This is a genomic window from Nocardia sp. NBC_00508 (assembly GCF_036346875.1).
Taxonomy (GTDB): Bacteria; Actinomycetota; Actinomycetes; order Mycobacteriales; family Mycobacteriaceae; genus Nocardia.
Genome location: NZ_CP107852.1, coordinates 5254122 through 5278679, shown reverse-complemented (window position 1 = coordinate 5278679; position 24558 = coordinate 5254122). Strand labels below are relative to the sequence as shown.

Annotated in this window: 23 protein-coding genes and 1 other RNA gene; 14 read left to right on the top strand and 10 right to left on the bottom strand. The window is 67.8% G+C overall.

The genetic code is table 11. The annotated features are described in order from the left end of the window. The first annotated feature begins 63 nt into the window (after positions 1–63). Both OHA40_RS23540 and OHA40_RS23535 read left to right on the top strand, forming a co-directional pair. Positions 64–813, top strand: coding sequence for an SDR family oxidoreductase (locus OHA40_RS23540; protein ID WP_330229053.1), 750 nt, complete (start codon positions 64–66; stop codon positions 811–813). 32 nt (positions 814–845) lie between these two features. After that, positions 846–1334, top strand: coding sequence for a GNAT family N-acetyltransferase (locus OHA40_RS23535; RefSeq protein WP_330229052.1), 489 nt, complete (start codon positions 846–848; stop codon positions 1332–1334). Between the two features lie 3 nt (positions 1335–1337). Here OHA40_RS23535 and OHA40_RS23530 read toward each other — a convergent pair whose 3' ends face one another. Then, a complete protein-coding gene (locus OHA40_RS23530; RefSeq protein ID WP_330229051.1) occupies positions 1338–2234 on the bottom strand; it encodes an aminoglycoside phosphotransferase family protein in 897 nt (298 codons plus the stop codon). An 842-nt stretch (positions 2235–3076) separates the two neighbouring features. Next, positions 3077–3447: a transfer-messenger RNA gene (ssrA, locus tag OHA40_RS23525) on the bottom strand. A gap of 548 nt (positions 3448–3995) precedes the next feature. Here ssrA and OHA40_RS23520 point away from each other — a divergent pair. Together OHA40_RS23520 and OHA40_RS23515 are read left to right on the top strand one after the other, a co-directional pair. Then, on the top strand, positions 3996–5309 hold the full coding sequence (locus OHA40_RS23520; RefSeq protein ID WP_330229050.1) for an ABC transporter substrate-binding protein: 1314 nt from the start codon (positions 3996–3998) through the stop codon (positions 5307–5309). Between the two features lie 11 nt (positions 5310–5320). Then, positions 5321–6619 carry an ABC transporter substrate-binding protein gene (locus OHA40_RS23515; RefSeq protein ID WP_330229049.1) on the top strand — a complete coding sequence of 433 codons (1299 nt, stop codon included), beginning with the start codon at positions 5321–5323 and terminating at the stop codon, positions 6617–6619. Between the two features lie 267 nt (positions 6620–6886). On the opposite strand, the gene smpB is transcribed toward OHA40_RS23515, so the two are convergent. The 4 genes from smpB to recQ form a co-directional block, all read right to left on the bottom strand. Beyond that, positions 6887–7360, bottom strand: coding sequence for an SsrA-binding protein SmpB (smpB, locus tag OHA40_RS23510; RefSeq protein ID WP_330229048.1), 474 nt, complete (start codon positions 7358–7360; stop codon positions 6887–6889). A 56-nt stretch (positions 7361–7416) separates the two neighbouring features. Then, the gene (locus OHA40_RS23505; protein ID WP_330229047.1) at positions 7417–7659 is read right to left on the bottom strand and encodes a hypothetical protein; all 243 of its coding nucleotides are present in this window, start codon (positions 7657–7659) and stop codon (positions 7417–7419) included. 67 nt (positions 7660–7726) lie between these two features. Then, entirely contained in the window at positions 7727–8335 is a 609-nt protein-coding gene (locus OHA40_RS23500) for a hypothetical protein (protein WP_330229046.1), read from the bottom strand. Between the two features lie 288 nt (positions 8336–8623). Continuing rightward, entirely contained in the window at positions 8624–10507 is a 1884-nt protein-coding gene (recQ, locus tag OHA40_RS23495; RefSeq protein ID WP_330229045.1) for a DNA helicase RecQ, read from the bottom strand. Positions 10508–10694: 187 nt separating this feature from the next. Here recQ and OHA40_RS23490 point away from each other — a divergent pair, with 187 nt between their 5' ends. Both OHA40_RS23490 and OHA40_RS23485 read left to right on the top strand, forming a co-directional pair. After that, positions 10695–11663 carry a hypothetical protein gene (locus tag OHA40_RS23490; RefSeq protein ID WP_330229044.1) on the top strand — a complete coding sequence of 323 codons (969 nt, stop codon included), beginning with the start codon at positions 10695–10697 and terminating at the stop codon, positions 11661–11663. Positions 11664–11732: 69 nt separating this feature from the next. Then, positions 11733–12263, top strand: coding sequence for a GNAT family N-acetyltransferase (locus OHA40_RS23485; protein WP_330229043.1), 531 nt, complete (start codon positions 11733–11735; stop codon positions 12261–12263). Between the two features lie 74 nt (positions 12264–12337). Here the strand turns inward: OHA40_RS23485 and hisN are convergent, their stop codons facing one another. Continuing rightward, the gene (gene hisN / locus OHA40_RS23480; protein ID WP_330229042.1) at positions 12338–13123 is read right to left on the bottom strand and encodes a histidinol-phosphatase; all 786 of its coding nucleotides are present in this window, start codon (positions 13121–13123) and stop codon (positions 12338–12340) included. A 379-nt stretch (positions 13124–13502) separates the two neighbouring features. After that, complete coding sequence (locus OHA40_RS23475; protein ID WP_330229041.1) at positions 13503–14096, bottom strand: NADPH-dependent FMN reductase; 594 nt, start codon at positions 14094–14096, stop codon at positions 13503–13505. 222 nt (positions 14097–14318) lie between these two features. Here OHA40_RS23475 and OHA40_RS23470 point away from each other — a divergent pair, with 222 nt between their 5' ends. The 6 genes from OHA40_RS23470 to ftsX all read left to right on the top strand — a co-directional run bounded on the left by OHA40_RS23470 (position 14319) and on the right by ftsX (position 19651). Next, positions 14319–15179, top strand: coding sequence for a helix-turn-helix transcriptional regulator (locus tag OHA40_RS23470; RefSeq protein ID WP_330229040.1), 861 nt, complete (start codon positions 14319–14321; stop codon positions 15177–15179). A 617-nt stretch (positions 15180–15796) separates the two neighbouring features. Further along, complete coding sequence (gene prfB, locus OHA40_RS23465; protein WP_330229039.1) at positions 15797–16909, top strand: peptide chain release factor 2; 1113 nt, start codon at positions 15797–15799, stop codon at positions 16907–16909. 61 nt (positions 16910–16970) lie between these two features. Further along, the gene (locus OHA40_RS23460) at positions 16971–17831 is read left to right on the top strand and encodes a mechanosensitive ion channel family protein (RefSeq protein WP_330229038.1); all 861 of its coding nucleotides are present in this window, start codon (positions 16971–16973) and stop codon (positions 17829–17831) included. A 16-nt stretch (positions 17832–17847) separates the two neighbouring features. Beyond that, complete coding sequence (locus OHA40_RS23455) at positions 17848–17973, top strand: hypothetical protein (protein ID WP_330229037.1); 126 nt, start codon at positions 17848–17850, stop codon at positions 17971–17973. An 83-nt stretch (positions 17974–18056) separates the two neighbouring features. Further along, entirely contained in the window at positions 18057–18746 is a 690-nt protein-coding gene (gene ftsE / locus OHA40_RS23450; RefSeq protein ID WP_330229036.1) for a cell division ATP-binding protein FtsE, read from the top strand. Further along, a complete protein-coding gene (ftsX, locus tag OHA40_RS23445) occupies positions 18746–19651 on the top strand; it encodes a permease-like cell division protein FtsX (RefSeq protein ID WP_330229035.1) in 906 nt (301 codons plus the stop codon). The genes ftsE and ftsX overlap by 1 nt, the downstream gene beginning before the upstream one ends. 100 nt (positions 19652–19751) lie before the next feature. Here ftsX and OHA40_RS23440 read toward each other — a convergent pair whose 3' ends face one another. Continuing rightward, a complete protein-coding gene (locus OHA40_RS23440; protein WP_330229034.1) occupies positions 19752–20357 on the bottom strand; it encodes a Uma2 family endonuclease in 606 nt (201 codons plus the stop codon). A gap of 342 nt (positions 20358–20699) precedes the next feature. Here OHA40_RS23440 and OHA40_RS23435 point away from each other — a divergent pair, with 342 nt between their 5' ends. Continuing rightward, positions 20700–22091, top strand: coding sequence for an acyl-CoA dehydrogenase family protein (locus OHA40_RS23435; RefSeq protein WP_442943797.1), 1392 nt, complete (start codon positions 20700–20702; stop codon positions 22089–22091). Positions 22092–22121: 30 nt separating this feature from the next. Next, complete coding sequence (locus OHA40_RS23430; RefSeq protein ID WP_330229033.1) at positions 22122–23351, top strand: acyl-CoA dehydrogenase family protein; 1230 nt, start codon at positions 22122–22124, stop codon at positions 23349–23351. A 411-nt stretch (positions 23352–23762) separates the two neighbouring features. Here OHA40_RS23430 and OHA40_RS23425 read toward each other — a convergent pair whose 3' ends face one another. Further along, positions 23763–24353 (bottom strand): carboxymuconolactone decarboxylase family protein, encoded by a 591-nt coding sequence (locus OHA40_RS23425; protein WP_330229032.1) that lies wholly within the window; start codon positions 24351–24353, stop codon positions 23763–23765. Between the last annotated feature and the right edge of the window lie 205 nt (positions 24354–24558).

Here is a 24558-nt window from a genome sequence, read left to right as displayed (position 1 = left end):
CCCGCGACTACCAGGAAGTCCGCGACCTGGCAGGCAATCGCGGCGGAGCCGAACGTAGAGGACATGACGAACAACATCACCGGCCGCGTCGCGGTCATCACCGGAGCATCGAGTGGAATCGGCGCCGCCACTGCGCGGCAGCTCGCGCACAACGGCGCCAAGGTCGCCCTGCTGGGCAGGCGTAAGGATCGCATCGAAGAACTTGCCGCCGAGATCGGCGGGGACGTGCTCGCCGTGGTCGCCGACGTCGCCGACCAGCAGTCCGTCCGCGACGCCGCCGCCACGGTGCGGGCGGCCTTCGGCCCCGTCGACTTGGTCGTCGCGAACGCGGGCGTCATGCTGGCCGCGCCGTTCGAGTCCGCGCTGACCGACGAGTGGGATGAGATGGTCGGCACCAACATCAATGGCTTGCTCTACACCGGACGCGCTTTCATCGGCGACCTGCTCGCGGCGGCGAGCGAGGGCAAGCAGGCGGATCTGGTGCTGGTCGGATCGATCGGCGGGCACATGGTCTTCCCCCACTACGCCGTGTACACCGCCACCAAGGCCGCGGTCGCGCATCTGACCCGTAACCTGCGGGCCGAGTTCGGGCCGCGCGGCGTCCGGGTGAAGAACATCGAACCCGGCTTCGTCGGCACCGAACTCGGCGCGGGGATGCAGGACGAGCAACAGCGCGCCGGGCTGGAGCAGTGGCGCACAGAGATCGAGATTCTGGAACCCGGCGACATCGCCGATGCCATCGCCTACGCCGTTGCCGCGCCCCGGCGCGTCAACGTGGCCGAGTTGATCGTGGTCCCGACTCCGCAGGGCTGACCACCGGCGCAACCGCTGCTACAGTCCGGCGGATGACGGACGTTGCCCCGATTCTGCGCCCAGCCCGACCCGAGGACGTGTCGGCGATCGCCGAGATCTGGTACCACGGCTGGCGCGAGGCTCACTTGGGCAATGTCCCTGACACCCTACTGGCCGTCCGGCCGCGCGACTCGTTCGACGTTCGCGCGGCCGACCGGGTCGCCGACACCACCGTCGCCGCTCTGCACGGCACGGTCGCGGGATTCGTCATGGTCGACGAGGACGAGGTCGACCAGGTCTACGTAGCCGCCGAACACCGCGGCGGCGGCGTGGCCGCACTCCTGCTCACCGCAGCCGAAGAGCGCATCCGCGCCAACGGCCACGACAGTGCCTGGCTCGCCGTCGTGGCCGGCAACACCCGGGCGCGCCGGTTCTACGGCAACCGTGGCTGGATCGACGAGGGCGCCTTCACCCATGCGGCTCCCGGCCCGACCGGCCCCGTCGCGGTACCCGCCCACCGCTATGTCAAGCACCTGCGCTAAGTGCTAGTCCAGCTCCGCCCACCCCGGCCACGGACGCATGCCCTTGTCGCCACGGACGTAGGCGAGGCGGCGCAGCGCTTGCCCCTGGTAGGCGGGGTTGACGGTGGCGCCGCGCAGCGATTGCAGCGCCATCCGGAATTCCTGGATATCGCGCAGCAGGTAGAACCCGTCCCAGCGCATCACGTCGCGGCCGTACCCGGCGCAGAAGTCGGCGTACTCGGTGGCGGTGATCGCGGCGGCCGTCCAGCATTCGATGGCCACGTGCACCAGGTCCCACTCCGGCGGGCCGACCACCGCCTCGCCCAAACCGACCAGGATCAGGTCGCCGTCGTCGCCGACCACCACGTTCTCGGCCCAGTCGGCGCCTTGGATCACCGACCACGGCACGCCCGCGGGCCGCGTCTTCCAGCGACCTCGTAGCTCCTCCAGATGGGCGCGCAGCCAACGTCGGTCCTGCTCGGTCACGGTCTGCGCGGCGGCGATCTCCTCCTCCAGCCGAGCCAGAGGCATCATCCGGCGCAGCTCGAACCCCGGCAGCGGCAGCCGGTGGAGCTGCCCCAACCCTTTGGCGACATCGGCGGGCGTCCCAGGATGATGCGGCGGCAAGTCCTGCCAGAACGTCACCGCGCGACGGTCCACCACCACCGGCTGCGGGATGTCCGGCACCAGGCGCGCCGCGGGCACCCCACACGTCTCCAGCCATCGGGCCACGGCAACCTCCCGCCCGACCGCCAGCTTCTCCCCCCGCCCGCCGATACGCGCCACAATGCCGTCGTGCAGCCGGTACACCGTTTGCGATCCGATGGGCTCGGCGCCGCCGGCGTCGATCCCGACGCTCACACAAGCCGCCCGCAAGATCGACGGCATCCCGTTCTCGGCGACCCCCGCAGTCCCAGTCATGACAACCCCCCATGCCCCCGCCGACCCTCGCCCCCGCTTCGGGAGCGATAGCACCGCATCTCGGCTTCGAGCGTCATAGCAGCCATCCAGATACCAGGGGGCTAACAGCCCATTTGCCCTGCTCAGTTGACGTTATCACCGGTATTCCACCACTTCTGGCAACCAAACAGAATCCGATGGATTCGCCCGATTCCTCCCATTCCCGATCCTGCGCCAGTCCCTCCACACCGCACACATGCCCCGCCATCAACAAGGCAAACACGACATGCGTGAGACGTACAGCCGCACTCCCACAGGTCTTGCGACTACGCCCGGCCGGATATCAGCTCGCGCGCCCGAGTCGGACGCGCTCGCATCGGTCGGTCGGCCGCCGCCGTAGACCAAGATCGACCGCACTGCGCGTGGCGCGGGGGCCCGGGCACCGCAGTGGGTACGGCGCGCAGCCGTCCTTGCGAACTGGCAAGAACGGCCGTGCGGGCCGCGAACCACCCCCGCCTGACGCAACTCACCATCACAGGGCCCAGCGGCGAAGCCCGCCGGGCAGGGCGTAGGGGTAAGTAGTGCCCCACCCAACGCAACCACCGACACGGGGATCCAGGGGCGAAGCCCGCCGGGCGGGGCGTAGGGGTAGGTAGCGCCCCACCCAACGCAACCACCGACACGGGGGTCCGGGGGCGAAGCCCGCCGCGCGCGGCATGGGGTAGGTAGCGCCCACCTGACGCAACCACCGACACGGGGGTCCGGGGGCGGAGCCCGCCGGGCGGGGCGTGGGGGTTGCACCCCCACAAAACACACAGCGGAACGAGCGAGGCCCATGCCCTCTGTGGGCATGGGCCTCGCACTCGTGGAGCTGCCGGGAATCGAACCCGGGTCCTCCGCCGCGTCTTCAGGGCTTCTCCGTGTGCAGTCCGCTGTGTCTCTACTCGGATCTCCGGGTCCCGCGAACAAGCCCGGATGACGATCCCAGTCGCTGTTCGATGTCCCGTCCTACTCCGCGACCGAGCCGGACGGTGAGCCCTCTAGCTGATGCCGGCACCGGAGCCGAGGGCATGCCCCGGGCCGACAGAGACGCTCTGCTGATTAGGCAGCGAGAGCGTACTCGCGCTGATGAGAATCGGCGCTTAATTGGTTGCAACGACGCTTACGGTGGTCTCTTGCCTGCACCGACACGCTTCCCCTGAATCTACGTACGCAGTCGAAACCGTTCAGCCCCGTACGCCCCGGCACCTTGCCGGGCTGTCCATGTTAACACCGCGCCGACCCCGGATCATCCCGATAAAACGGCGGTGGCCGGGCGCCACACCTGGGCAGATCCGCGGCAGGCAGGTAGGCCGGGTGAGATGGACCCTTCGCCCGGCGGGTGACGCTGTCCGGGCCGCGGCCGCGTTCGCTCGTGCGAACAGCGTCGATGACGGCTTGCGCGCCCAGCTGCGGCGGCGGTCCGGTTGCCACTGAAGCCATGTTTGTCGGCGATCACCGGCCGCCGCCCGATCGCGAGTCGCGGCATCCCGCCGGACGCGGCCCGCTCGCGGTAGTCGACCACCGGAGTCTGGGGCCAGCTCATTGCGCCGCGCTGTCCAGCGACCGGGCCGATTCTCGCCGCGTTCCTCGTCCTCCGAGCACCGCCGACCGGAGAACACCCGAGGCTTCCCGGATGCTGGTAGCCAATTCTCCCGGGCCGGAGCCGAACCCGACTTACACTGCACGAGCCGTAGGATCGGCTCTGAGCAGCGGATCTCGATTTCAGACTAAGGAAACACTTTGGCAGTTCGCACCATTCGGGACAGGTTGCTGCGTCTGTCCGCCCTCGCCGTCATAGCCGGGGTCGTCTTGTCCGGCTGCTCGGCCGTGCGGGACAGATCGACCCGGGCCATGGAACCGGGTGTCACCTCCGATCCGTGCCCGAACGCGGTCGACTCCCGTAAGGGTTGTATCTATCTCGGCGTGCTATCCGATCTGACGAGTGGGCCGTTCGCCGCGCTGGGCAAGGACATTCACAATGGCCAGCTGGCGTTCTGGAAGGCGGTGAACGAGGCGGGCGGGATCGGTGGCAAGTACGAGGTGGATATCACCACCTACACCGAAGACACCGCCTACGATCTGCAGAAGCACGCCGAGGCGTATGAGCGGGTCGAACCGCATGTGCTGGCGCTATCGATGAGTCTCGGCACCGTGCAGACGCAAAGGGTGCTTGCCAGGATGGACGCGGCGAACATGGTCGCCATCGCCGGAACCCTCTGGTCGGGCTGGCAATTCGAGAACAGCGACAAGGGCCTGCTCCTGGAATCCGGCTATTCGTACTGTTCCGAGGCGATCATCGCCCTGGACTGGATCGCGGAGCACCAGGCGAAACCGAGCTCCCTCGCGACGGTGAGCTACCAGGGCGATTACGGCGGCGACTATTCCACCGGCGCGAAGAAGTGGGCCTCCGCCAACCGCGTCGACGTGGTGGCGCAGATCGACACCGAGCCCAACACGCGGATCGGTAATCAGGATGCCGCGGTCGCCAAGATCCTTGCCGCCAAAGCGGATCTCGTGCTGCTGGCCACGGGTCCGGCGGAGGCGGGCGAGATCATGGGCAAGGCGGCGCTGGCCGGCTACCACGGCAGGTTCCTCGGCTCGGGTCCGACCTGGAACGGCGGCCTGCTGAAAAGCCCTGCGGCGACGGCGATCACGGCGCGATACAACATGACCTCGCCGCTCGACGGCTGGGACGGCGTGAGCGCGGGCGCCAAGAAGGCGCGCGCCTCGGCCACCCGGGAACCCTCGACCTGGGGTTACAGCGCGGGCTGGATGTTCTCCTACCCGATGAAGGCGCTGCTGACCAGAGCGGTGGTCGAAGGCAAGCTGACCAGAAGGGGTGTCCGCCAATCGGTGCAGGGCCTGCGCGTCGATTACGAGGGCGCGATTCCCGAATACACTTACGGCGCACCAAAACCCGACCTTTCCCGGCAGCGGGCGATCATCGAGGTGCCCGACCAGACCGCACCACTCGGCGCGAAGACCCTGGCATCCGGATACCACGGCCCGACCCAGGACCGAATCACCCTCACCGAGCCCTGCGTCCAGCCGTAAGCGAGCAAGACATGCGATTCCACAGCAATTTTCGTCGCCTCTTTCGACTGGTGGCCGCCCCGCTGGCACTCGCACTCGTGCTGACCGGCGCGTGTTCGACCTCGTCCCCGGCCGCGACACCCGGCGTCACCCGCGAGCCCTGTCCGAGCGCGATACACCGCGACAAGGGCTGCATCTACCTCGGCGTCCTTTCCGACCTGAACAACGGCCCCTTCGCCCCGCTCGGCAAGTCCCTGCAGGATGGACAACTCGCCTTCTGGAACGAAGTGAACAAGCAGGGCGGTATCGGCGGCTACGAGATCGACATCGCGACCTACAGCCGCGACACCGCCTACGACCCACGCAGACACGTCACGGAGTTCGAGAACGTAGCGCCGCACGTATTGGCCCTCGCGATGAGTTTCGGTACCGCGCAGACGCTCGCGGTCCTGCACGAGATGGATGAGGCGGACCTGGTGACCGGCGCAGGCACGCTCTGGTCGGGCTGGCAGTATCGCTCCACCGACCGTGATCTGGTGCTGGACGACGGCTATTCCTACTGCACCGAAGCCGTGCTCGGCCTGGACTGGTTCGCGCAGAACCATTATCAGCCGCACACGCTCGGCGTGGTCGCCTACCGCGGCAACTACGGCGGTGACTACGCCAGCGGCGCGCTCAAGTGGGCGCTGGACAACGGAGCGAGAATCACCTCGCGCATCGACACCGGACCCAATGCCGAGGTCGGCAACCAGGACTACCCGGTCGCCGAGATCATGGCGAACCCGCCCGATCTGGTCCTGCTGGCCACCGGCCCGGCCGAAAGCGCCGAAATCGTCGGCAAACTCGCCAGATCCGGCTACACCGGACGGTTCCTCGGCTCCACCCCGACGTGGAACAGCGCGCTACTGAAGTCGCCGGCCGCGCCTGCCCTCATCTCGCTGTACAACTACACCTCACCGTTCGACGGCTGGGACGGCAAGAGCATCGGAGCCAAGCGCGCCAGGATGGCCGCCACGAGCGAACCGACCAATTTCGGCTACAACCTGGGCTTTGCCATCTCGTATCCGATGAAGGCGCTGCTGACCAAAGCCGCGGAGACGGGCCGCCTCGACCGCGCTGCCCTGCGCAAGTCCATCGCCGGGCTCACCGTGGACTCCGAAGGGATGGCGGCGCCACAGGTCTACGGGCGTGAAGAACCCGACGTCGCGGCACAACGCGCGGTGATCAACGCGCCCGATCCGACCACATCGTTGGGTTCGCACACGGTAACCGCCGATTACCGTAGCCCCACGCTCGAGCGAATCTCGATGCACGAACCCTGCACCAGGTGATCCGCGGGATCGGCGGGCGATAGCGGCGAAGGCGCGCGAAGACACAGACTGGCGCGGCGGGCAGTCCGGACGGCTCCCGCCGCACCCGTCGGCCTGTTCACGAAGCAGACAGCTCCCAGAACGCGCAGGGATCGGCAGTGCCTTCGAAGCCGGGCGAGGGACAGGGGGCACCGCGGCGAGCAATGCCCGACCGAGGGCCGTGTGCAGCACGCTCGCCTGCCGCCGCAGACATTGCTCGCCACGGTCACCACCGCGAGTAGGCGACGATCAGTGCATGCCTTTCACCCGGCGTCCCAGTTCACGGGTGACCTCTCGTTCTGCGGTCCGCCGGGCCAGGTCCTGGCGCTTGTCGTAGTCCTGCTTGCCCTTGGCGAGAGCCAGCTCGACCTTCACCTTGCCGTCGGAGAAGTACATCGACAAGGGCACCAGCGTTTGGTTGCCCTCGCGCGACTTGCCGACCAGCCGCTCGATCTCACGCTTGTGCAGTAGCAGCTTGCGCACCCGGCGCGGAGAGTGGTTGGTCCAGGTGCCGTGGCTGAACTCGGGGATGTGCAGCCCGCGCAGCCACACCTCGCCGTTGTCCACCGTCGCGAAGGCGTCCACGAGGGAGGCCTTGCCCTCACGCAGGCTCTTCACCTCGGTGCCGACCAGCGCGATCCCGGCCTCATAGATGTCCAGGATCGTGTAGTTGTGCCGCGCCCGGCGGTTGGTCGCGATGACCTTGCGCCCCGTCTCCTTCATAACGGTCCACTCTAATTGACGCGGCAATCGGATTATTCCCGCAGGTCGTGGCCCCGCTAGCGGCCGTGGCCCAGCGCGATGTAGAGCGCGAGGATGCCGAAGAACGCGACGAGCAGCACTACCGTCGAAATCCGCGGCACGCCGGGGCGGTCCGGCGGCCGGCGGCGCCGCAGCCACACGCCGTCCACCGACGGATCCAAACTGTTGCGGGCATTCGTCGGCGCGTCCGGTGTTTCGCCGCCCGACGAGCCGGAGGAAACATCGGCGCCCTCATCGCTGGAACCCTCACCCGGTGCCATAGCCAGCACGGTAGCCGCCGCGACGGCGACGCGCCGCAATTCCCCCTCCCCGCAACACGGTTGGAACTCAGGCCAGGCGGCGACGGAACGCCTCGGTGGCAGCGCCGGACGCCAGGTCCACGGTGTGGACGCGCAGATCGACCGCGTCCGGGGTGAGCTCGAGAACCATGAAACCGAGCTCGTGGAAGTTCTCGTACAGCGCGCCGAGGCCCGCGTCCGGCGTGCTGCGCGGCTTGGCGCCGACCGTTTTCGCCGCGGCGCCGGACACGATCTGCCTGGTGCCCTTCGATGCCGCGGTCGGTTCGAGCACCTGCAGGGAGTGGTCGTGCCCCGACAGGACGAACTGGCACCTGCCGATCACTTGGTCCTCGATGAAGTGCTTCACGTGCACGCCGTTGATCGGAGCGATCGATAGGCCCTCGTAGCGGCCCGCGCTGCCGTGCGGCCCGTTGTTCAGGTAGGGGTGGTGGGTGCAGGCGATCTTCCAGGTCGCGGGCGACTCGTCGAGGGCGCGGTCCAGCCAGTCGCGCTGCTCGTTCATGAACTGGCCGTCGACCGCCCAATAGGGTGCGAAGACCGGCAGCAGGTAGGCGGCCAGCGGGTTGAGGTCGAGCACGAAGAACCCGACCACTGGGTTCTGCTCCGGAATTCGCACCGAGTAGTAGCGGCTCGGCATCCACCAGCGCCGTGCTGACTCCGGGTGCCGGTGCCCGCGTCGCCGGTGACCAGCACCCGCACCCGCCGGTCGGTGGGGAGGAGGAACTTGGTGACGCCCTCCGCGACCGGCACGGCTCGCGCGGGGGTGCGGCCGACCAGCGTCGCACCGGTCGCGAGGGTGGCCGCACCGGCCAGGAAACCGTGCCGCCCGATCGTGTCGCTGTTATTCACGCTGTCCTCTACAGTGTTTCGCCGCCCAGCCCGGCGACCGGCCTCGCCCATCCGTGCATTGTGCACGGGCGGTGGCTCACGCGTCGGCGAGTACTTCGAGCACCTGCTCGCCGTACTTCGCGAGTTTGTTCTCGCCGACACCGCCGATCTTGCCCAGTTCGGCCAGGTTCGCGGGCTTGCGTGCCGCGATCTCACGCAAGGTGGCGTCGTGGAAGACGACGTAGGCGGGAAAACCCTGTTCCTTGGCTGTGGCAGCACGCCATTCGCGAAGCTTCTCGAACAGCGGCAGGTCGGCGGGCGCCAGGTCGGCGGCTACCGACTTGGCGGCCTTCGCGGCGCGGGCGGGCTTGGTCACCCGCTCGGGTTCCCGGCGCAGCAGCACCTGGCGTCCGTCGAACAGCACGTCGCTGCTGGCCTCGGTGAGCATCAGCACGCCATAGTCGCCGTGCACGGCCAGCAGGCCGCGGGCCAGCAATTGCCGCACCACGCCACGCCATTCCGTATCCCGCAGGTCGGTACCGACGCCGAAGACCTTCAGCTCGTGATGGTCGTACTGCAGGACCTTCGGGTTCTTCTTGCCTAGCAGGATGTCCACGATGTGGCCTGCGCCGAAGCTCTGACCACGTTCGCGCTTCAGCCGCAGCACCGCCGAGAGCAGCTTTTGCGCGGCCACCGTGCCGTCCCAGGATTGCGGCGGGGACAGGCAGGTATCGCAGTTTCCGCAGGGCAGGCCGGGCTCGCCGAAGTAGGCGAGGAGCTGGGTGCGGCGGCAGCTCACCGTCTCGCACAGCGCCAGCATCGCGTCCAGATGCAGTTGAAGCTGGCGGCGGTGCGCGGCGTCGCCCTCGGAGGCATCGATCAGTTTGCGCTGTTGCACCACGTCACTGAGTCCGTACACCATCCACGCGGTCGAGGGCAGACCGTCCCGGCCCGCGCGACCGGTCTCTTGGTAGTAGCCCTCGACGGACTTCGGTAGGTCGAGGTGGGCCACGAAACGCACGTCGGGCTTATCGATGCCCATGCCGAAAGCGATGGTCGCCACAACGACCAGGCCGTCTTCGCGCAGGAACCGCGATTGGTTCGTCGCGCGCGTGCGATTGTCCAGGCCCGCGTGATAGGGCACCGCGGTGACGCCGTTCTCGGTGAGGAAGGCGGCAGTCTTCTCCACCGAGTTGCGCGAGAGGCAGTAGACGATGCCCGCGGCCCCCGGATGTTCGGTGCGGATGAATTCCAGCAGCTGGCGCTCGGGCCGGTTCTTCGGTTCGATCCGGTACTGGATATTGGGGCGGTCGAAGCTGGACACGAAGCGACGGGCCGCGCCGAGGTCGAGGCGCTGGATGATTTCGTCCCGGGTCTTCTCGGTGGCGGTCGCGGTCAGCGCGATCCGCGGTACGTCGGGCCACCGCTCGTGCAGCATGGAAAGGCCCAGGTAATCGGGCCGGAAGTCGTGGCCCCACTGGGAGACGCAGTGCGCCTCGTCGATGGCGAACAGTGCGACCCGGCCCCGATCCAGCAGCTGCGCGGTGGATTCCAGGCGCAACCGCTCCGGCGCCAGGTACAGCAGATCGAGTTCGCCCGCGACGAATTGTGCCTCCATCATGCGACGCTCGTCGGGATACTGCGTGGAGTTGAGGAAGCCCGCGCGCACGCCCAAAGCGCTGAGCGCGTCCACCTGGTCCTGCATGAGCGCGATCAGCGGCGAGATCACCACGCCGACGCCGGGTCGCACCAGGGCGGGCACCTGGTAGCACAGCGACTTACCGCCGCCGGTCGGCATGAGCACCAGCGCGTCGCCGCCGGCGATCACGCGCTCCACGATGGCATGCTGGTCGCCGCGGAAGCTGTCGTAACCGAAGACTCGGCGTAGAACCTGTTGCGCCGCATCGGATCCGGCGTCCGCACCGGACGCGTCGTCGATCGCTACGGCCGCGAAATCATCGGGGGGAGTCACCCGGCCCATCCTACGAGCGCCCGGACCCGGCGGTACCGGTACGGTTCGGCGTTCGCCCTGCTCGGCAGGCGAGTTCTGCACATGGGGATAACTGGATCCGACTTCCCCGGCCGCGAACCGCTGACATGCGGATTTCCAGGACCGGCCGGAAATCGCCGACCTTCCCGCTGGGCGCGGCGCTGCTATGTTGTCGCTCATGGCAACAGGGATTGGAAGCCGGACGCGAGCGGCACTGCTCACCGCCGCCGTCGTCGCCGGGGTCGCCGCCGCGATGCCGACAGCGCGGGCGGAGACATTTGCCGCGACGTGTTCGGACGGGTGGGAAGTCAGCACCGTGGTCGAGGGTGTCGGCAATCTCGAGAACCTCGATTCCGATGGAAACGGTGGCTTCTACGTCACCGGGCTGATGGATGGGTACCTTGCGCACGTCGACCGCACCGGACGAATGGAGAAGCTGGTCACCGACTTGCACCGGCCCGCGGGCGTGCGCGTCGCGGGGCGGTACGTCTACTTCCTCACCGGTGACGGACTCAGCGAGCCGCCGGGCACACTCCAGCGCTACGACATCGAGACCGGCGCGGTGCGCATCCTGCTGACCGGGCTGAACGGTCCGAACGGTCTGCTGTTGCTGCCCGACGGCAGCCTGCTGTTCACCACCATCGGCCTCGCCGGTCCGAACGGCATCTCGCGCTACTGGCCCGAGACGAACGAGTACGAGCGGGACTGGTCGAGCCTGCCGCCCGCCAATGGCATCGCGTTGGCCGCCGATGGTGAGTCGGTCTATGTCGACACCATGACGCTGCAGATCCTCCGCGTCCGGCTGGCCGACCCCGCCCACCCCACGCTCGTCTCGGGCATCCCGGAACTGATCGCACTGCCGGACGATATGGAGGCCACCCGCGCGGGCACGCTCTTCGTCGCCGATCACCTTCTCGGCGCCGTCTACCAGGTGGATACCGCCACCGGTGCCACCTGCGCGATCATCACCGGCTTGATCAAACCCGGTCCCTTCCGCAACCCGCCCGACGGTGCCACATCGGTCCGCATCGACCGCGACGGGGACTCATGGGCGCTGTTCGTCACCAGCATGGACGGCACCCTGCGCCGCCTGCGCCCACCAGCAGGGGTCGATCTCACCCCGGCGACGCCCCGCCGGGCCGGATAGGCCCGGGGGTCTCCGACACTCCGGATCCGGCTTCGTAGCCGGATGTGCACACCCGCGGAAAGGACGATCGTGGTCGAATCCGCGCCCATGGTGGCGGCTACCGCGGCCGACGCCGACGATGTCGCGCGGCTGCGCGACCTGCTGGCGCAGTGGATGATCGACAACGGCATCGGCCAGTGGGTGCCGGGTGAATATCCGGCAGCGACCGTGGCCGAGGAAGTGGAGCGGGGTGAGTGGTATGTGTGGCGCGAGAAGCCCGAGACCCTCGTGGCCGCCGTTCGCCTGATCTGGCGGGACCCGGAGTTCTGGGGTGCGGACGACGACACCGACGCCGGTTACATCCATGGTCTGATGGTCGCGCCGGAACACCGCGGCCGCGCCCTCGGTCCGCGAATCCTCCAGTTCTGCGCCGACCACACCCTCGCCCGCGGCATCACCCGGCAACGACTGGATACCGCCTCGGACAACCTGGCTCTCCGAAAATATTACGCCGCACAGGGTTTCACCGAGCTCCGGGAAGCAACGCTGCCACCCCGGTTCCACGGCACCACCCACGTCATCCTGATGGAGAAAACCCTGAGCACACCGGCCCAGAGGTAATCGAGAGGGCGATTGTGCGCCTAGCGGGTCGAAGCCGAACAACAGGATGCGGCGCCGTTCAGGGACGGAATCGGTCAGCTGCGTAGACGGTGCAGAACCTCGTCGTGCAGCAGGCCGTTGGTGGCGATGGCATCGCCACCGTGGGGACCAGGTTTGCCATCCAGGGAGGAGAAGCGGCCGCCTGCTTCGCGGACGAGAATGTCCAAGGCCGCCAGGTCCCACAGGGATACTTCCGGTTCGGTGGCGATGTCGACGCCGCCTTCGGCGAGCAGGCAGTAGCTCAGGAAATCGCCGTAACCACGCACGCGCCACACCTCGTCGGTCAGCGCGATGAACTCGTCACGTAGGTCGCGCTCGCGCCAGCCGGACAGGCTGGAAAACGCCAGGCTGGCCGCGCCCAGCTCACCGACGGCGGAGACCGAGATCTCCTTGGGCGGCTGCGCTTCGAAGCTCGACCACGCCCCCGAGCCCGCCGCAGCCCACCAGCGCCGGGCCAGCGCGGGCGCGCTCACCACTCCGACGACCGGCTCCCCGTCCTCCAGCAGCGCGATCAGCGTCGCCCAGATCGGCACCCCGCGCACGAAGTTCTTGGTGCCGTCGATCGGGTCGACCACCCACTGCCGTCCGGTGAATTCGGCGGCGCCGCCGAATTCCTCACCGAGCACCGAGTCCTCCGGCCTGGCCTCGGACAGCACCTGCCGAATCGCCTTCTCCACGGCCAGATCGGCGTCCGACACCGGCGTCAGGTCCGGCTTGGCGTCGACCTTCAGGTCCAGCGCACCGAAGCGGGCCCGGGTGATGGCGTCGGCCGCGTCGGCCAGCCGCAGGGCAAGTTCGAGATCGGAGGAGTACACAGCCACGCCCCGCACCCTATCGGCTGACCCGACCACCCCAACCGCCCTCCCGGTGCGGTGATCGTCCAGAGCCGAAGACCGAATTCACCGAAGTCGCCGACCCCATCGGCCCGCCGGGCTGCTCCGCACCGCCCGCGGACCGACCGTGGCTTCGCGGGCTCCTAGTCCAGCCCTGTGGCTGCGCGTGCGAACAGATCGGCCCGCCGGGCGATAGGTGACGCCATCTCGGCGCAGCGCGCCGAACATCACGAACGTCTCGAAGAAGCCTTGCTGTCGCCGCATGGCGCACCGAACTGCCGCCGGGCCGCTCACCACCCGTGAGATTCCTGCCGCTCCGCGACCACGGCAGGTGCGGCTCCGGACAGCGGCGGTACCGGCCCGGCACTCACGCGACCGGCACAGACCTGGCGGCAGCCAATGTGCTTGCCCACCAGTGCAACTGGTCGAGCATCGCCGCCGCGGCGGCCGCGGGCTCATCGGGTTCCAGCAGTCGGCCCTCGCCGTCGAAGAGCAGGTAGTAGCGCGGGAACGACACGTAATTGCGCACCGTGTGCGCGTTGAGTTCGTTGAAGATCTGGCGCAGGTGCTCGATTGCGAGCAGGCCGCCGCTGGCTCCGCTGTAGCCGACGAACCCGATCGCCTTGGCGTCCCACTGGCTGAAGTGCCAGTCGATGGCGGCCTTGAGCGAGGCGGGGACGCTGCGGTTGTAGTCCGGCGTGACGATGACGAAGGCGTCGGCCGCCGCGAGCCGACGGGTGAGGTCGGTCATCCCCTCAGGGCGCTCCGGGTCGGGCTCGAGCGCCGGCGGCGTCGCGGGCAGCTCCAGCGGGAGCTGCGCCTCGGCCAGATCGATGACGTCCACCTCGAACAATCCGTGCCGCCGCACCTCCTCGGTGAACCAGGTGGCCACGACGGGCCCGAAGCGTCCCTCCCGGACGCTGCCGATGATCACAGCCAGCTTCAATGGGGCGTTGGACATGCTGTTCCTCCTCGGATCACGCAGCGACCCGGCTGGGCCGCTGGTCCCAATCTCCCGACCGCCGCCCAGGCCAGGGAGACCGCCGTAAGAGTGGTAGTGGCAGGGACACCCTCCAGCCGTTTCGCCTTGTTAGGTTCGAGTTGTGAACGAGCGTCAGCGAGTGAACCGAGGACACAGTGCGCCCTCGCGTACGACGGAGCCGAGCGCCGGCGGGGTGCAGTCGTGAGCGAGAACGAGCTCGGACTTTTCCTGCGCACCCGCCGCGAAGCGGTGACACCCGCCCAGGTCGGCCTGCCCACCGGCCCGCGGCGGCGCACTCCCGGGTTGCGCCGCGCCGAACTGGCCACGCTGGCCGGCGTGAGCGTGGAGTACGTGACCCGCCTCGAGCAGGGCCGGGACCGTCATCCGTCGCCGCCGGTGCTGGCCGCGCTGGCCGACGCGTTGCGGCTGAGCCCCGCCGAGCGCATCCACCTGCACCGCCTGAGCAAGTCGGTCGACAGTGGGTTCAGCTGCATGGGCGACGCGCAGCCGCTGCGCGACGTGCGGCCGACGGTGCGCGCGATCCTGGACCGTCTCGAACCCGCCCCTGCCGTGGTGGTCAATCGCCTCATCGAAGTCCTCGCCTACACCGATGGCTACCACCGGCTGATGGCGCCGACCGGCCTCTTCGCCGGACCCGACACCCCGCCCAACCTGGCGCGTTTCGTGTTCCGCGGCGCGGACGCGCGGACTTTCTACGCAGACTGGGAGCACGTCGCCGATGACACGGTCGCCACGTTGAAACAAGGCCCGTTCCGCGCCGACCCGCATATCGCCGCCCTCGCCGACGAACTCACCGTCACCGTCGGCCCCGCGTTCACCGACCGCGTCGCCACTGTGCCCAGCTTGGCCGCCGCCACCGGCGTCACCCGGCTCGCCCATCCCGACGCCGGTCCGCTCCGCCTGGCCTACGAGGTTCTCGAACTTTCCGCCGACGACGACCAGCGGGTGATCGTCTACCTCCCGGCGGACGACGCCACCGCCGCCGCCCTCGACACCCTCACGGGCCGCCGTCCCGGCGCACTACGCGCCGTGTCCGGCTGACCAGGCGCCATCCCTCCGGGAACACGACAGCGGAACATCGACAGCGTTCGGTCGCCGACCCGACCACCACAGTGGGCATTCGCGTACTGAGTGGCGATGATGCTCCGCACAACGGTCCACCTTTCCCGCGGAGTCCTCGAAATCCGCCAGAAAGTGGTCGGCAGGATTGCGCGATGAGAACCCGGCGGCGTGCTGCACCCCTGGGACTCGCACCGAACTGGGAGTTGGCTCACATCACGCCGAGCACATACCGCCGCACGCAGGACGGAACCGATCCTGGCGGAGTTCGACAAAGATACCCATCACCGAATGAATTCGGCTGCTGGTGGCCGCATCGCTGATCAGCGGCGACCGAGCACCCGCCGAGCACCACGGCCGGAGCGTCAAATTCCAAACACCAACTGCGCCAAGCGCGGTCGACGTTTAGGGTAGGAACCCATGAGGCGTCCATCACACCGCACCCGCGCGCTGCCGGGTGAGGGGCGAGCGCGGCACCTCCCGGCGATCCGCCCGCTCGGACCGCCATCGAGGCCGCTCAGCCGCGCCGGTGCCGTACCGCGTCACCCTGCGCATACTCGTGTGCTGCGCTCGTCGAGGGGCAGCTAGGCTTGACGATCGTGCATCCTGACGTTTCCGCTGATCTCGCCGAACTCGACGCCACACTCAAGACGGTCGAATCGGTCCTCGACATCGACGAGCTCCGCCGTCGTATCGACGAGCTCGAGCATCAGGCCGCCGACCCCGACCTGTGGAACGACCAGGACCACGCCCAACGGGTCACCAGTGAGCTCTCGCACGCCCAAGGCGAACTGCGCCGGGTCGAGGACCTGCGCCAGCGGCTCGACGACCTGCCGGTGCTCTACGAGCTGGCCGAGGAGGAAGAGGGCGAGGCCAAGGCCGCCGCGATCACCGAAGCCGACGCCGAGCGCGCCGCGCTGCACGGTGACGTGGAGGCGATGGAGGTCCGCACGCTGCTATCGGGTGAATACGACAAGCGCGACGCGCTGGTGAACATCCGTTCCGGCGCCGGCGGCGTGGACGCCGCCGACTGGGCCGAGATGCTGATGCGCATGTACATCCGCTGGGCGGACCGGCACAAGTACTCGGTCGAGGTCTACGACACCTCCTACGCCGAAGAGGCGGGCATCAAGAGCGCCACCTTCGCGGTGAAGACGCCGTATGCCTATGGCACCTTGTCGGTGGAGATGGGCACCCACCGCCTCGTGCGGATCAGCCCGTTCGACAACCAGGCCCGCCGCCAGACCTCTTTCGCCGAGGTCGAGGTGCTGCCCGTGGTCGAGACCACCGACCACATCGAGGTGCCCGAGACGGAGATCCGCGTCGACGTGTACCGCTCGTCGGGTCCGGGTGGCCAGAGCGTCAACACCACCGACTCCGCGGTCCGCATCACCCACATTCCCACCGGCATCGTGGTCACCTGCCAGAACGAGAAATCGCAGCTGCAGAACAAGATCTCGGCCATGCGCGTGCTGCAGGCCAAGCTCTTGGAGCGCAAGCGACAGGAGGAGCGCGCCGAGATGGACGCGCTGAAGACCAACGAGGGCGCGTCCTGGGGCAATCAGATGCGCTCCTACGTGCTGCACCCGTACCAGATGGTCAAGGATCTGCGGACGAATCACGAGGTCAACAATCCGTCGGCGGTGCTCGACGGTGACATCGACGGATTCATCGAGTCCGGTATCCGGTGGCGGATGAGGGAAAGCGGATAAAGCGATGGGTTGCTTCAGAAGTCGCGGTATCCGCTGGCGAATGCGAGAGCGGGCGAGCTAGATGAATGTCGCGGGAATCCAGGCGATCGCCTCCACCGGTTTCACCACGTGGCTACGCGGTTCGGGCCTGGAGATCGTGCTGCTCATTCTCGGGGCCGTGCTGTTCAGCCGGTTCGCCACCTACGTCAGGGACCGGGTCACCCGCAAGATCGACGCCGGATTCCGCAGCAGCGACGCACTGGTGCGCACCGAGGCGGCCAAGCACCGGCATGCGCTTGCCCAGGTGATCACGTGGGTGGTGCTGACCATCGTCTACGTGCTGATCACCATGGAGGTGCTGCGTCGGCTCGGTTTCGCCGTCACCGGGTTGGTCGCGCCCGCCGCCGTGCTCGGCGCGGCGCTCGGTTTCGGCGCGCAGCGCATCGTGCAGGACATCCTGGCCGGGTTCTTCCTGATCACCGAGCGGCAGTACGGATTCGGCGATGTGGTCCGCATCGCGGTGACTGGAGCCGCGGAGCAGGCCGAGGGTACGGTCGAGGACGTCACGCTGCGGATCACCACGTTGCGTAACGCGGACGGTGAGGTGATCACCGTGCCCAACGGGCAGATCGTGAAAGTCACGAATCTGTCGAAGGATTGGGCGCGCGCCGCGATCGACGTGCCGGTGGCCGCGCGCGCGGACATCACCAGGGTCAACGAGATCCTGCACGAGGTCGGTACAAAGGCGTACCAAGACGCTCGCCTGAAGCCACTGCTGCTGGACGAGCCCACCGTCATGGGTGTCGAAGACCTCACCGTAGACCAGATGAACATCCGAATGGTTGCCCGAACATTGCCAGGCAAACAATTCGAAGTCGGACGCGAACTGCGAGTGCGTGTCGCCGCAGCCTTGCGCCGGGAGGGAATCAGTGAGACCGCGTAGATCTACGGCGATCCTCATGGCCACCTGGGTCGCCACCTTCGTGCTGTACGTATTCGTCAAACCAGATGAAACAACCACCGTGCCGACCACACTGGTCAACGCCGTTCCGGCGGCGGTGCTCACCGATGAGCCGAGCCGCTGATCCGGGCGGACCGGCCGCCGCCACGCTGTCACCCACGGTTGACGACGCAGGCCGAGCGAAGTTGCTGGTTACACTGGCTCCCCGTGATAACCATGCGGAACGTGACCAAGTCGTACCCGACCTCGACGCGACCCGCGCTGGACAACATCACCGTCGATGTGGGCAAGGGCGAGTTCGTCTTCATCATCGGACCGTCCGGCTCGGGTAAGTCCACCTTCATGCGTTTGCTGCTCAAGGAGGAGTCGCCCACGTCCGGCGAGATCAGAGTCGCCGACTTCCGGGTCGACCGGTTGCCCGGCCGCAAGGTGCCCAAGCTGCGCCAGCGCATGGGGTGCGTCTTCCAGGACTTCCGGCTGCTGCAGCAGAAGACGGTCTACGAGAACGTGGCGTTCGCGCTGGAGGTGATCGGCAAACGGCGCCAGGTCATCCAGCGCACCGTCCCCGAGGTACTCGACATGGTCGGCCTGGGCGGTAAGGCCGATCGGCTGCCGACCGAACTGTCCGGCGGCGAGCAGCAGCGGGTGGCGATCGCGCGCGCGTTCGTGAACCGGCCGCTGGTGCTACTGGCCGACGAACCGACCGGCAATCTCGACCCCGACACCAGCGCCGACATCATGATGCTGCTGGAGCGGATCAACCGCGTCGGCACCACGGTGGTGATGGCCACCCACGACAACCACATCGTCGACGCGATGCGCAGGCGGGTGGTGGAGCTCGATCACGGCCGCCTGGTACGCGACGAGGCGACCGGCGTTTACGGGGTGGGCCGGTAATGCGCGCGAGTTTCCTCTTCGGCGAGGTCGCAGCCGGTCTACGCCGCAACGTCACGATGACCATCGCGATGATCCTGACCACCGCGGTCTCGCTCACCATGCTCGGTGGCGGTCTGCTCGCGGTGCGCATCGCGGACAAGACCGAGCAGTACTTCCTCGACCGCCTCGAGGTGCGGCTGTATCTCACCGAGGACGTCTCGGCCAACGACCCGGACTGCTCGCAGGACCCGTGCCGATCGCTGATGACCGATCTCAAGGCGACCGGCGGCGTGGAATCGGTCCAGTTCCTCAACCGGGACGAGGCCATCCGCGAGGCCAAGGAGAAGACCTTCAAAGACCAGCCAGAGCTGGCCAAATACGTCAGCGAGACACCGCTGCCCGCGTCGCTGCGCGTGAAGATGGAGAACGCGCAGCTGTACCCGACGATCTACGAGAAGTTCTACGATCGGCCCGGCGTCGGCATGGTGCGCAACGACAAGGACATCGTGGACCGGCTGGTCAGCCTGTTCGACGGGTTACGCAACGCGGCGTTCGGCTTGGCCGTGCTGCAAGCGCTGGCCGCGTTGCTGCTGATCGCGAACATGGTGCAGATCGCCGCGTTCACCCGGCGCACCGAGGTCGGCATCATGCGGTTGGTCGGCGCGACACGCTGGTATACCCAGCTCCCCTTCCTGCTCGAGGCCATGGCCGCGGCGCTGGCCGGCTCGGCGCTCGCGATGCTCGGCCTGCTCGCCGCCCGCCCCTTGGTGATCGACCGCGCCCTCGGCGACCTGTTCGCCAGCAAGGTCTTCCCACGCATCACCGGCGAGGACATCGCGACGACCGCGCTGGTCATCGCCCCGGTCGGCATCGTGTTCGCCGCGCTGACGGCATACGGGACGTTGCGGTACTACGTGCGCGAGTAGTCGTCCGAGCCGGAACTCGCTCGAGTTGCTCGACCCACCTCCAGGCGGCGAGGACAGTTGGGGCGACCGGACTGCCGGGAACGTCACAGCACGAGGTCGGTCAGCTGGTCCAGTCGAGTTGGATCCGGATCGGGAGATCAACGGCGAACGCGGTGCCGGGCTTGAGGACGCGGGCGAGTCGGTAGTGGCCGACGCTGTGGTCGAGGCCATAGGTCTCGATCGAGGTTACGTCGGTGTCCGACACGCTGACCAGCCAGTACCAGGGGATTCCGGCAGCGGCGTATTCGCCCATCTTCTCGAGCCGGTCGGTTTTGACGTGGCTCGGCGAGATGACCTCGACTGCGATCTTCAGATGTCGCGCGGGCACCGGTCGGACCTCTGCCGGTAGGCAATCGAACAACGCGACGTCGGGGCGTCGTATGGTCGCTCGGGGCACCTCCCAGAGGACGACATCGAAATCGTGGTTGGCGTCCAGGCAGGCCGACGGGTCTTCGCTCATATATTCGCGGGCCGCCGTCTCCAGCATCGCGAGGAGCCGGTGGACGGCCTTCTGGTGTGCCCGGGTGGGTGATTCGCAGCGGACCGCATCTCCGTTCACCACCTCCACCAAGCGGCAGAACTCCTCGGAAAGCTCGCGCCAGATGTCGACCGTGATCGGCTCGGGCTGGACGTTGTCCGGCCGGGCCCAGTCGAAGATCGCTGACATGAGTCGAATACTAGCCCCGACAATGCCGTCGGCCGCGAGTCAACCCGAACTGCAAGAGCACGAACAAGACCGGCGAATCCGAAGCCCCCGACGACCCGCCTGCGATGGCCCGGCTCATCTCTCACTGCTGCCAGCCGTTGCGCGCGTGCGAGACCAGTTACGGCAAACCAGACCACCAGCGCGATGCCGACCGCCGCCGCGACTATGGGCACATGTCCAGCCTGACCCCGGATTTGCCGCGTATTCTGCACCTCGACGCACTTCTTACTCTGAAGTAAGATAGCCTTACTCAAGAGTAAGATTGCTGGGGACAGACCGCACCACCCTTCCGAGAACAGGTAGATGATGAGCACTCGAGACAGCGCAACGAAGCGACGTCCAGACACGTCCGCGGTCGGCCTGAGCCAACCCAAGCGGGATTGGATGGGCGCGGCGATGCGAGTCATGACGACCATTACCGGGTCGGAACTGGCCGAGAAGTACAACCTGCGCAAGCCGATCGAGCGCGTCACCTACGAGGGCACCAAGACCGGCTTCCGCACGCTCGGCGCCGCGACCCGCGCCTTCGCCAAGGTCGCCGGTACCGGCGCGCCCAAGCGTCTGGCGGCGAACGAGGCGAAGACCAAGAACTATTTCGACCTCACCCCGACCGATGAGCAGCAGATGATCGTCGAGACGGTACGGGAATTCGCCGCCGAGATTTTGCGCCCGGCCGCCTACGAGGCCGACAACGCCGCCAAGGCGCCGCGCGACCTGCTGGAGCGGGCCGCCGAGCTGGGCATCACCCTGATCAACGTTCCGGAGGAACTCGAGGGCGCGGCTTCGGAGCGCGGTGCGGTCACCAACTCGATGGTCGCCGAGGCGCTGGCGCACGGTGACATGGGCCTGGCCCTGCCCATCCTGGCGCCCAGCGGCGTCGCGGTCGCGCTCGCGCAGTGGGGCAGCGACGCGCAGCAGAAGACCTACCTGCCCTCGTTCACCGGGGAGAACGTGCCGCAGGCGTCGGTCGTGATCAGCGAGCCGCGCGCCCTGTTCGACCCATTCGCGCTGCAGACGAAGGCGGTGCGCTCGCCGAGCGGCTACCGCATCTCGGGGGTGAAGTCCCTGGTGCCTGCCGCCGCCGACGCCGAACTGTTCCTGGTCGCCGCCGAGCTGGACGGCCGCCCCGCGCTGTTCATCATCGAGTCGGACGCCCCCGGCCTGGTCGTCGAGGCCGACCCGAGCATGGGTTTGCGCGCCGCTGGACTGGGACGGCTGATCCTGGACAACGTCGCGGTCGGCGCCGACGCCATCCTGGGCGACGGTGACGCCAACTCCCGCGCCGAGGAGTACGCCGACGCGGTGCGCCTGGCCCGGCTCGGGTGGGCCTCGCTCGCCGCGGGCACCGGGCAGGCCGTGCTGGACTACGTGATCCCGTACGTGAACGAGCGGGAAGCGTTCGGCGAGCCGATCTCGCACCGTCAGGCGGTCGCGTTCATGGTCGCCAATATCGCGATCGAACTCGACGGTCTGCGGCTGGTGACCCTGCGCGGCGCGTCGCGGGCGGAGCAGGGCCTGTCCTTCGGCCGGGAGGCGGCGCTGGCCCGCAAGCTCGCGACCGACAAGGGCATGCAGATCGGCCTCGACGGCGTGCAACTGCTCGGCGGCCACGGCTACACCAAGGAACACCCGGTCGAGCGCTGGTACCGCGACCTGCGGGCCATCGGCGTCGCCGAAGGCGTCGTGCTCGTCTAACCGCCCGTTCGTTTCCCAGGAGACCCACCCATGATCAACCTCGAACTCCCCAAGAAGCTGCGGGCCAGCGCGAACCAGGCCCACCAGGTCGCCAAGGAGATCTTCCGCCCGATCTCGCGCAAGTACGACCTCGGCGAGCACGACTACCCGGTCGAGCTGGACGCCATGGCCGCCATGGTCGAAGGTCTGGCCGACTCCGGCACCCAGAAGATCGGCGGCGCCGCCGGTGGCCGTTCGGACGACAGCGAGAGCGACCGCCACGCCACCGAGCTGCTCGGAAACACCAACGGCGGCAACATGTCCGCGCTGCTCAACGCGCTGGAGACGTCGTGGGGCGACGTCGGCCTGATGCTGTCGATTCCCTACCAGGGGCTGGGCAACGCGGCGATCGCCGCCGTCGCCACCGACGAGCAATTGAAGCGCTTCGGCAAGGTCTGGGCCTCGATGGCGATCACCGAGCCGTCCTTCGGCTCCGATTCCGCCGCCGTGTCCACCACCGCCGTCCTCGACGGCGACGAGTGGGTGCTCAACGGCGAGAAGATCTTCGTCACCGCGGGGCAGCGCTCGACCCACATCGTGGTGTGGGCGTCGCTGGACAAGAGCCTCGGCCGCGCGGCGATAAAGTCGTTCGTCGTCCCGCGTGACGCCCCGGGCCTGTCGGTGGCGCGGCTCGAGCACAAGCTCGGCATCAAGGCCTCCGACACCGCCGTGCTGCTGCTGCAGGACTGCCGGATTCCGAAGGACAATATCCTCGGCAGCCCGGAAGTCAACGTGGAGAAGGGTTTCGCGGGGGTCATGCAGACCTTCGACAACACCCGTCCGCTCGTCGCCGCGATGGCGGTCGGCGTCGCGCGCGCCGCACTCGAGGAACTGCGTGCGATCCTGACCGCGGCGGGCGTGGAGATCTCCTACGACACCCCGGCCAACAACCAGCACGCTGCCGCCGCCGAATTCCTGCGGATGGAAGCTGATTACGAGGCCGCCTACCTGCTCGCCCTGCGCGCGGCGTGGATGGCCGACAACAAGAAGCCCAACTCGCTCGAGGCGTCCATGTCCAAGGCGAAGGCGGGCCGCACCGGCACCGACGTCACCCTCAAGGCCGTCGAACTGGCCGGCGCCATCGGCTACTCGCAGCGCACACTGCTGGAGAAATGGGGCCGCGACTCGAAGATTCTCGACATCTTCGAAGGCACCCAGCAGATCCAGCAACTCATCGTCGCGCGCCGCGTGCTGGACAAGACCAGCGCCGAACTGAAGTGATGCTGAATTAGACGGTCGGACACGAAATCCGGTGCGAGCCTCGGACTCGCACCGGATTTCTGTCCGGGCAGCCAACACCGGAGCGGCAGCGCTTTCGCAAACACAGGCCCCGGTCATCCGCGGAATGAAGTGGCCAGGCTTCGCGCAGCACTTTCACACTGGACTCGCACCGAAATCGGAGACGGTCCGAATGCGAAGAGATCAACCATATTTCGCGCTCCCGCGACTATGGACCTGGAGCCATATGCTCCGTAGCCTTCGCACACATGTGGAGCATCGCCGTCATCGCCGTCGTCAGCTGTGTTGTGATCGCAGCGGGATTCGCCTGGGGGCTGCCCTGACGACCGACCCCGACCCGGCCGGACAGCACCCGTGGCGGCCGATACGGGGTACCGGCCGCCGCGTGGTTGCTTACTGGTCGCCCTCAGCAGCGCCCTGCGCCGCTCCGGCGGAAACATATCCGGCGGTGGCGAGCAGCCCGCCGATCTGCTCGTAGGTAGCCCGCTCCCGTGGCGCGACCGTCGCGAGGCCGTCCACGTAGCGGTTGAACATGCAGAACGCGGCGGCGACCAGGACCGCGTCGTGGATGTCCTCATCCTTGGCGCCCGCCGCGCGGGCGTTCTCGACATCCTCGGGGGTGACGTCGAGGCCCGACTGGCGCACCTTGTCCGCGATCCGAAGCAGCGCACGCAGTTTCGGATCGATGGCCGCGGAATCCACGTCCTCGATGACGGCGTCGATCGCGTCGCGACCGCCCTCGAACAGCAGCGCAGCGGTCGCCGCGTGCGATTGCGTGCAGAAGTACGTCTTGTTGCGCGACGACACGAACGCGGCGATGGTTTCGCGCTCCCCCGGGCTGAGCGGCGACGACCCGCGCAGCAGGGTCTGCGCGAATTCGCTCAGCGCCGCGCCGGTTTCGGGTTTGAAGGCGAACAGACCCCGGATACCGGGCAAATCGCCGGGAACATCGATGAACGGTTCACGGTCCTTCGGATCGGACATTGGCCGCGTCTCCCTTCGAGCGGTCTCGAGACGTTGCGAGGGTAACGCGCCGATCTCGGCCACACCGGACGAAAAGGACGGAATCGAGTTCACCAGCGGTGCCCGTAACCCATCTGGGACTGATTTGTCTGCTTTCACTGTGACCTGTCACACTCCGCACTGCTACGGTGGCGGTCAACACGCCGTACTGGTTCGCTAGGTCGAG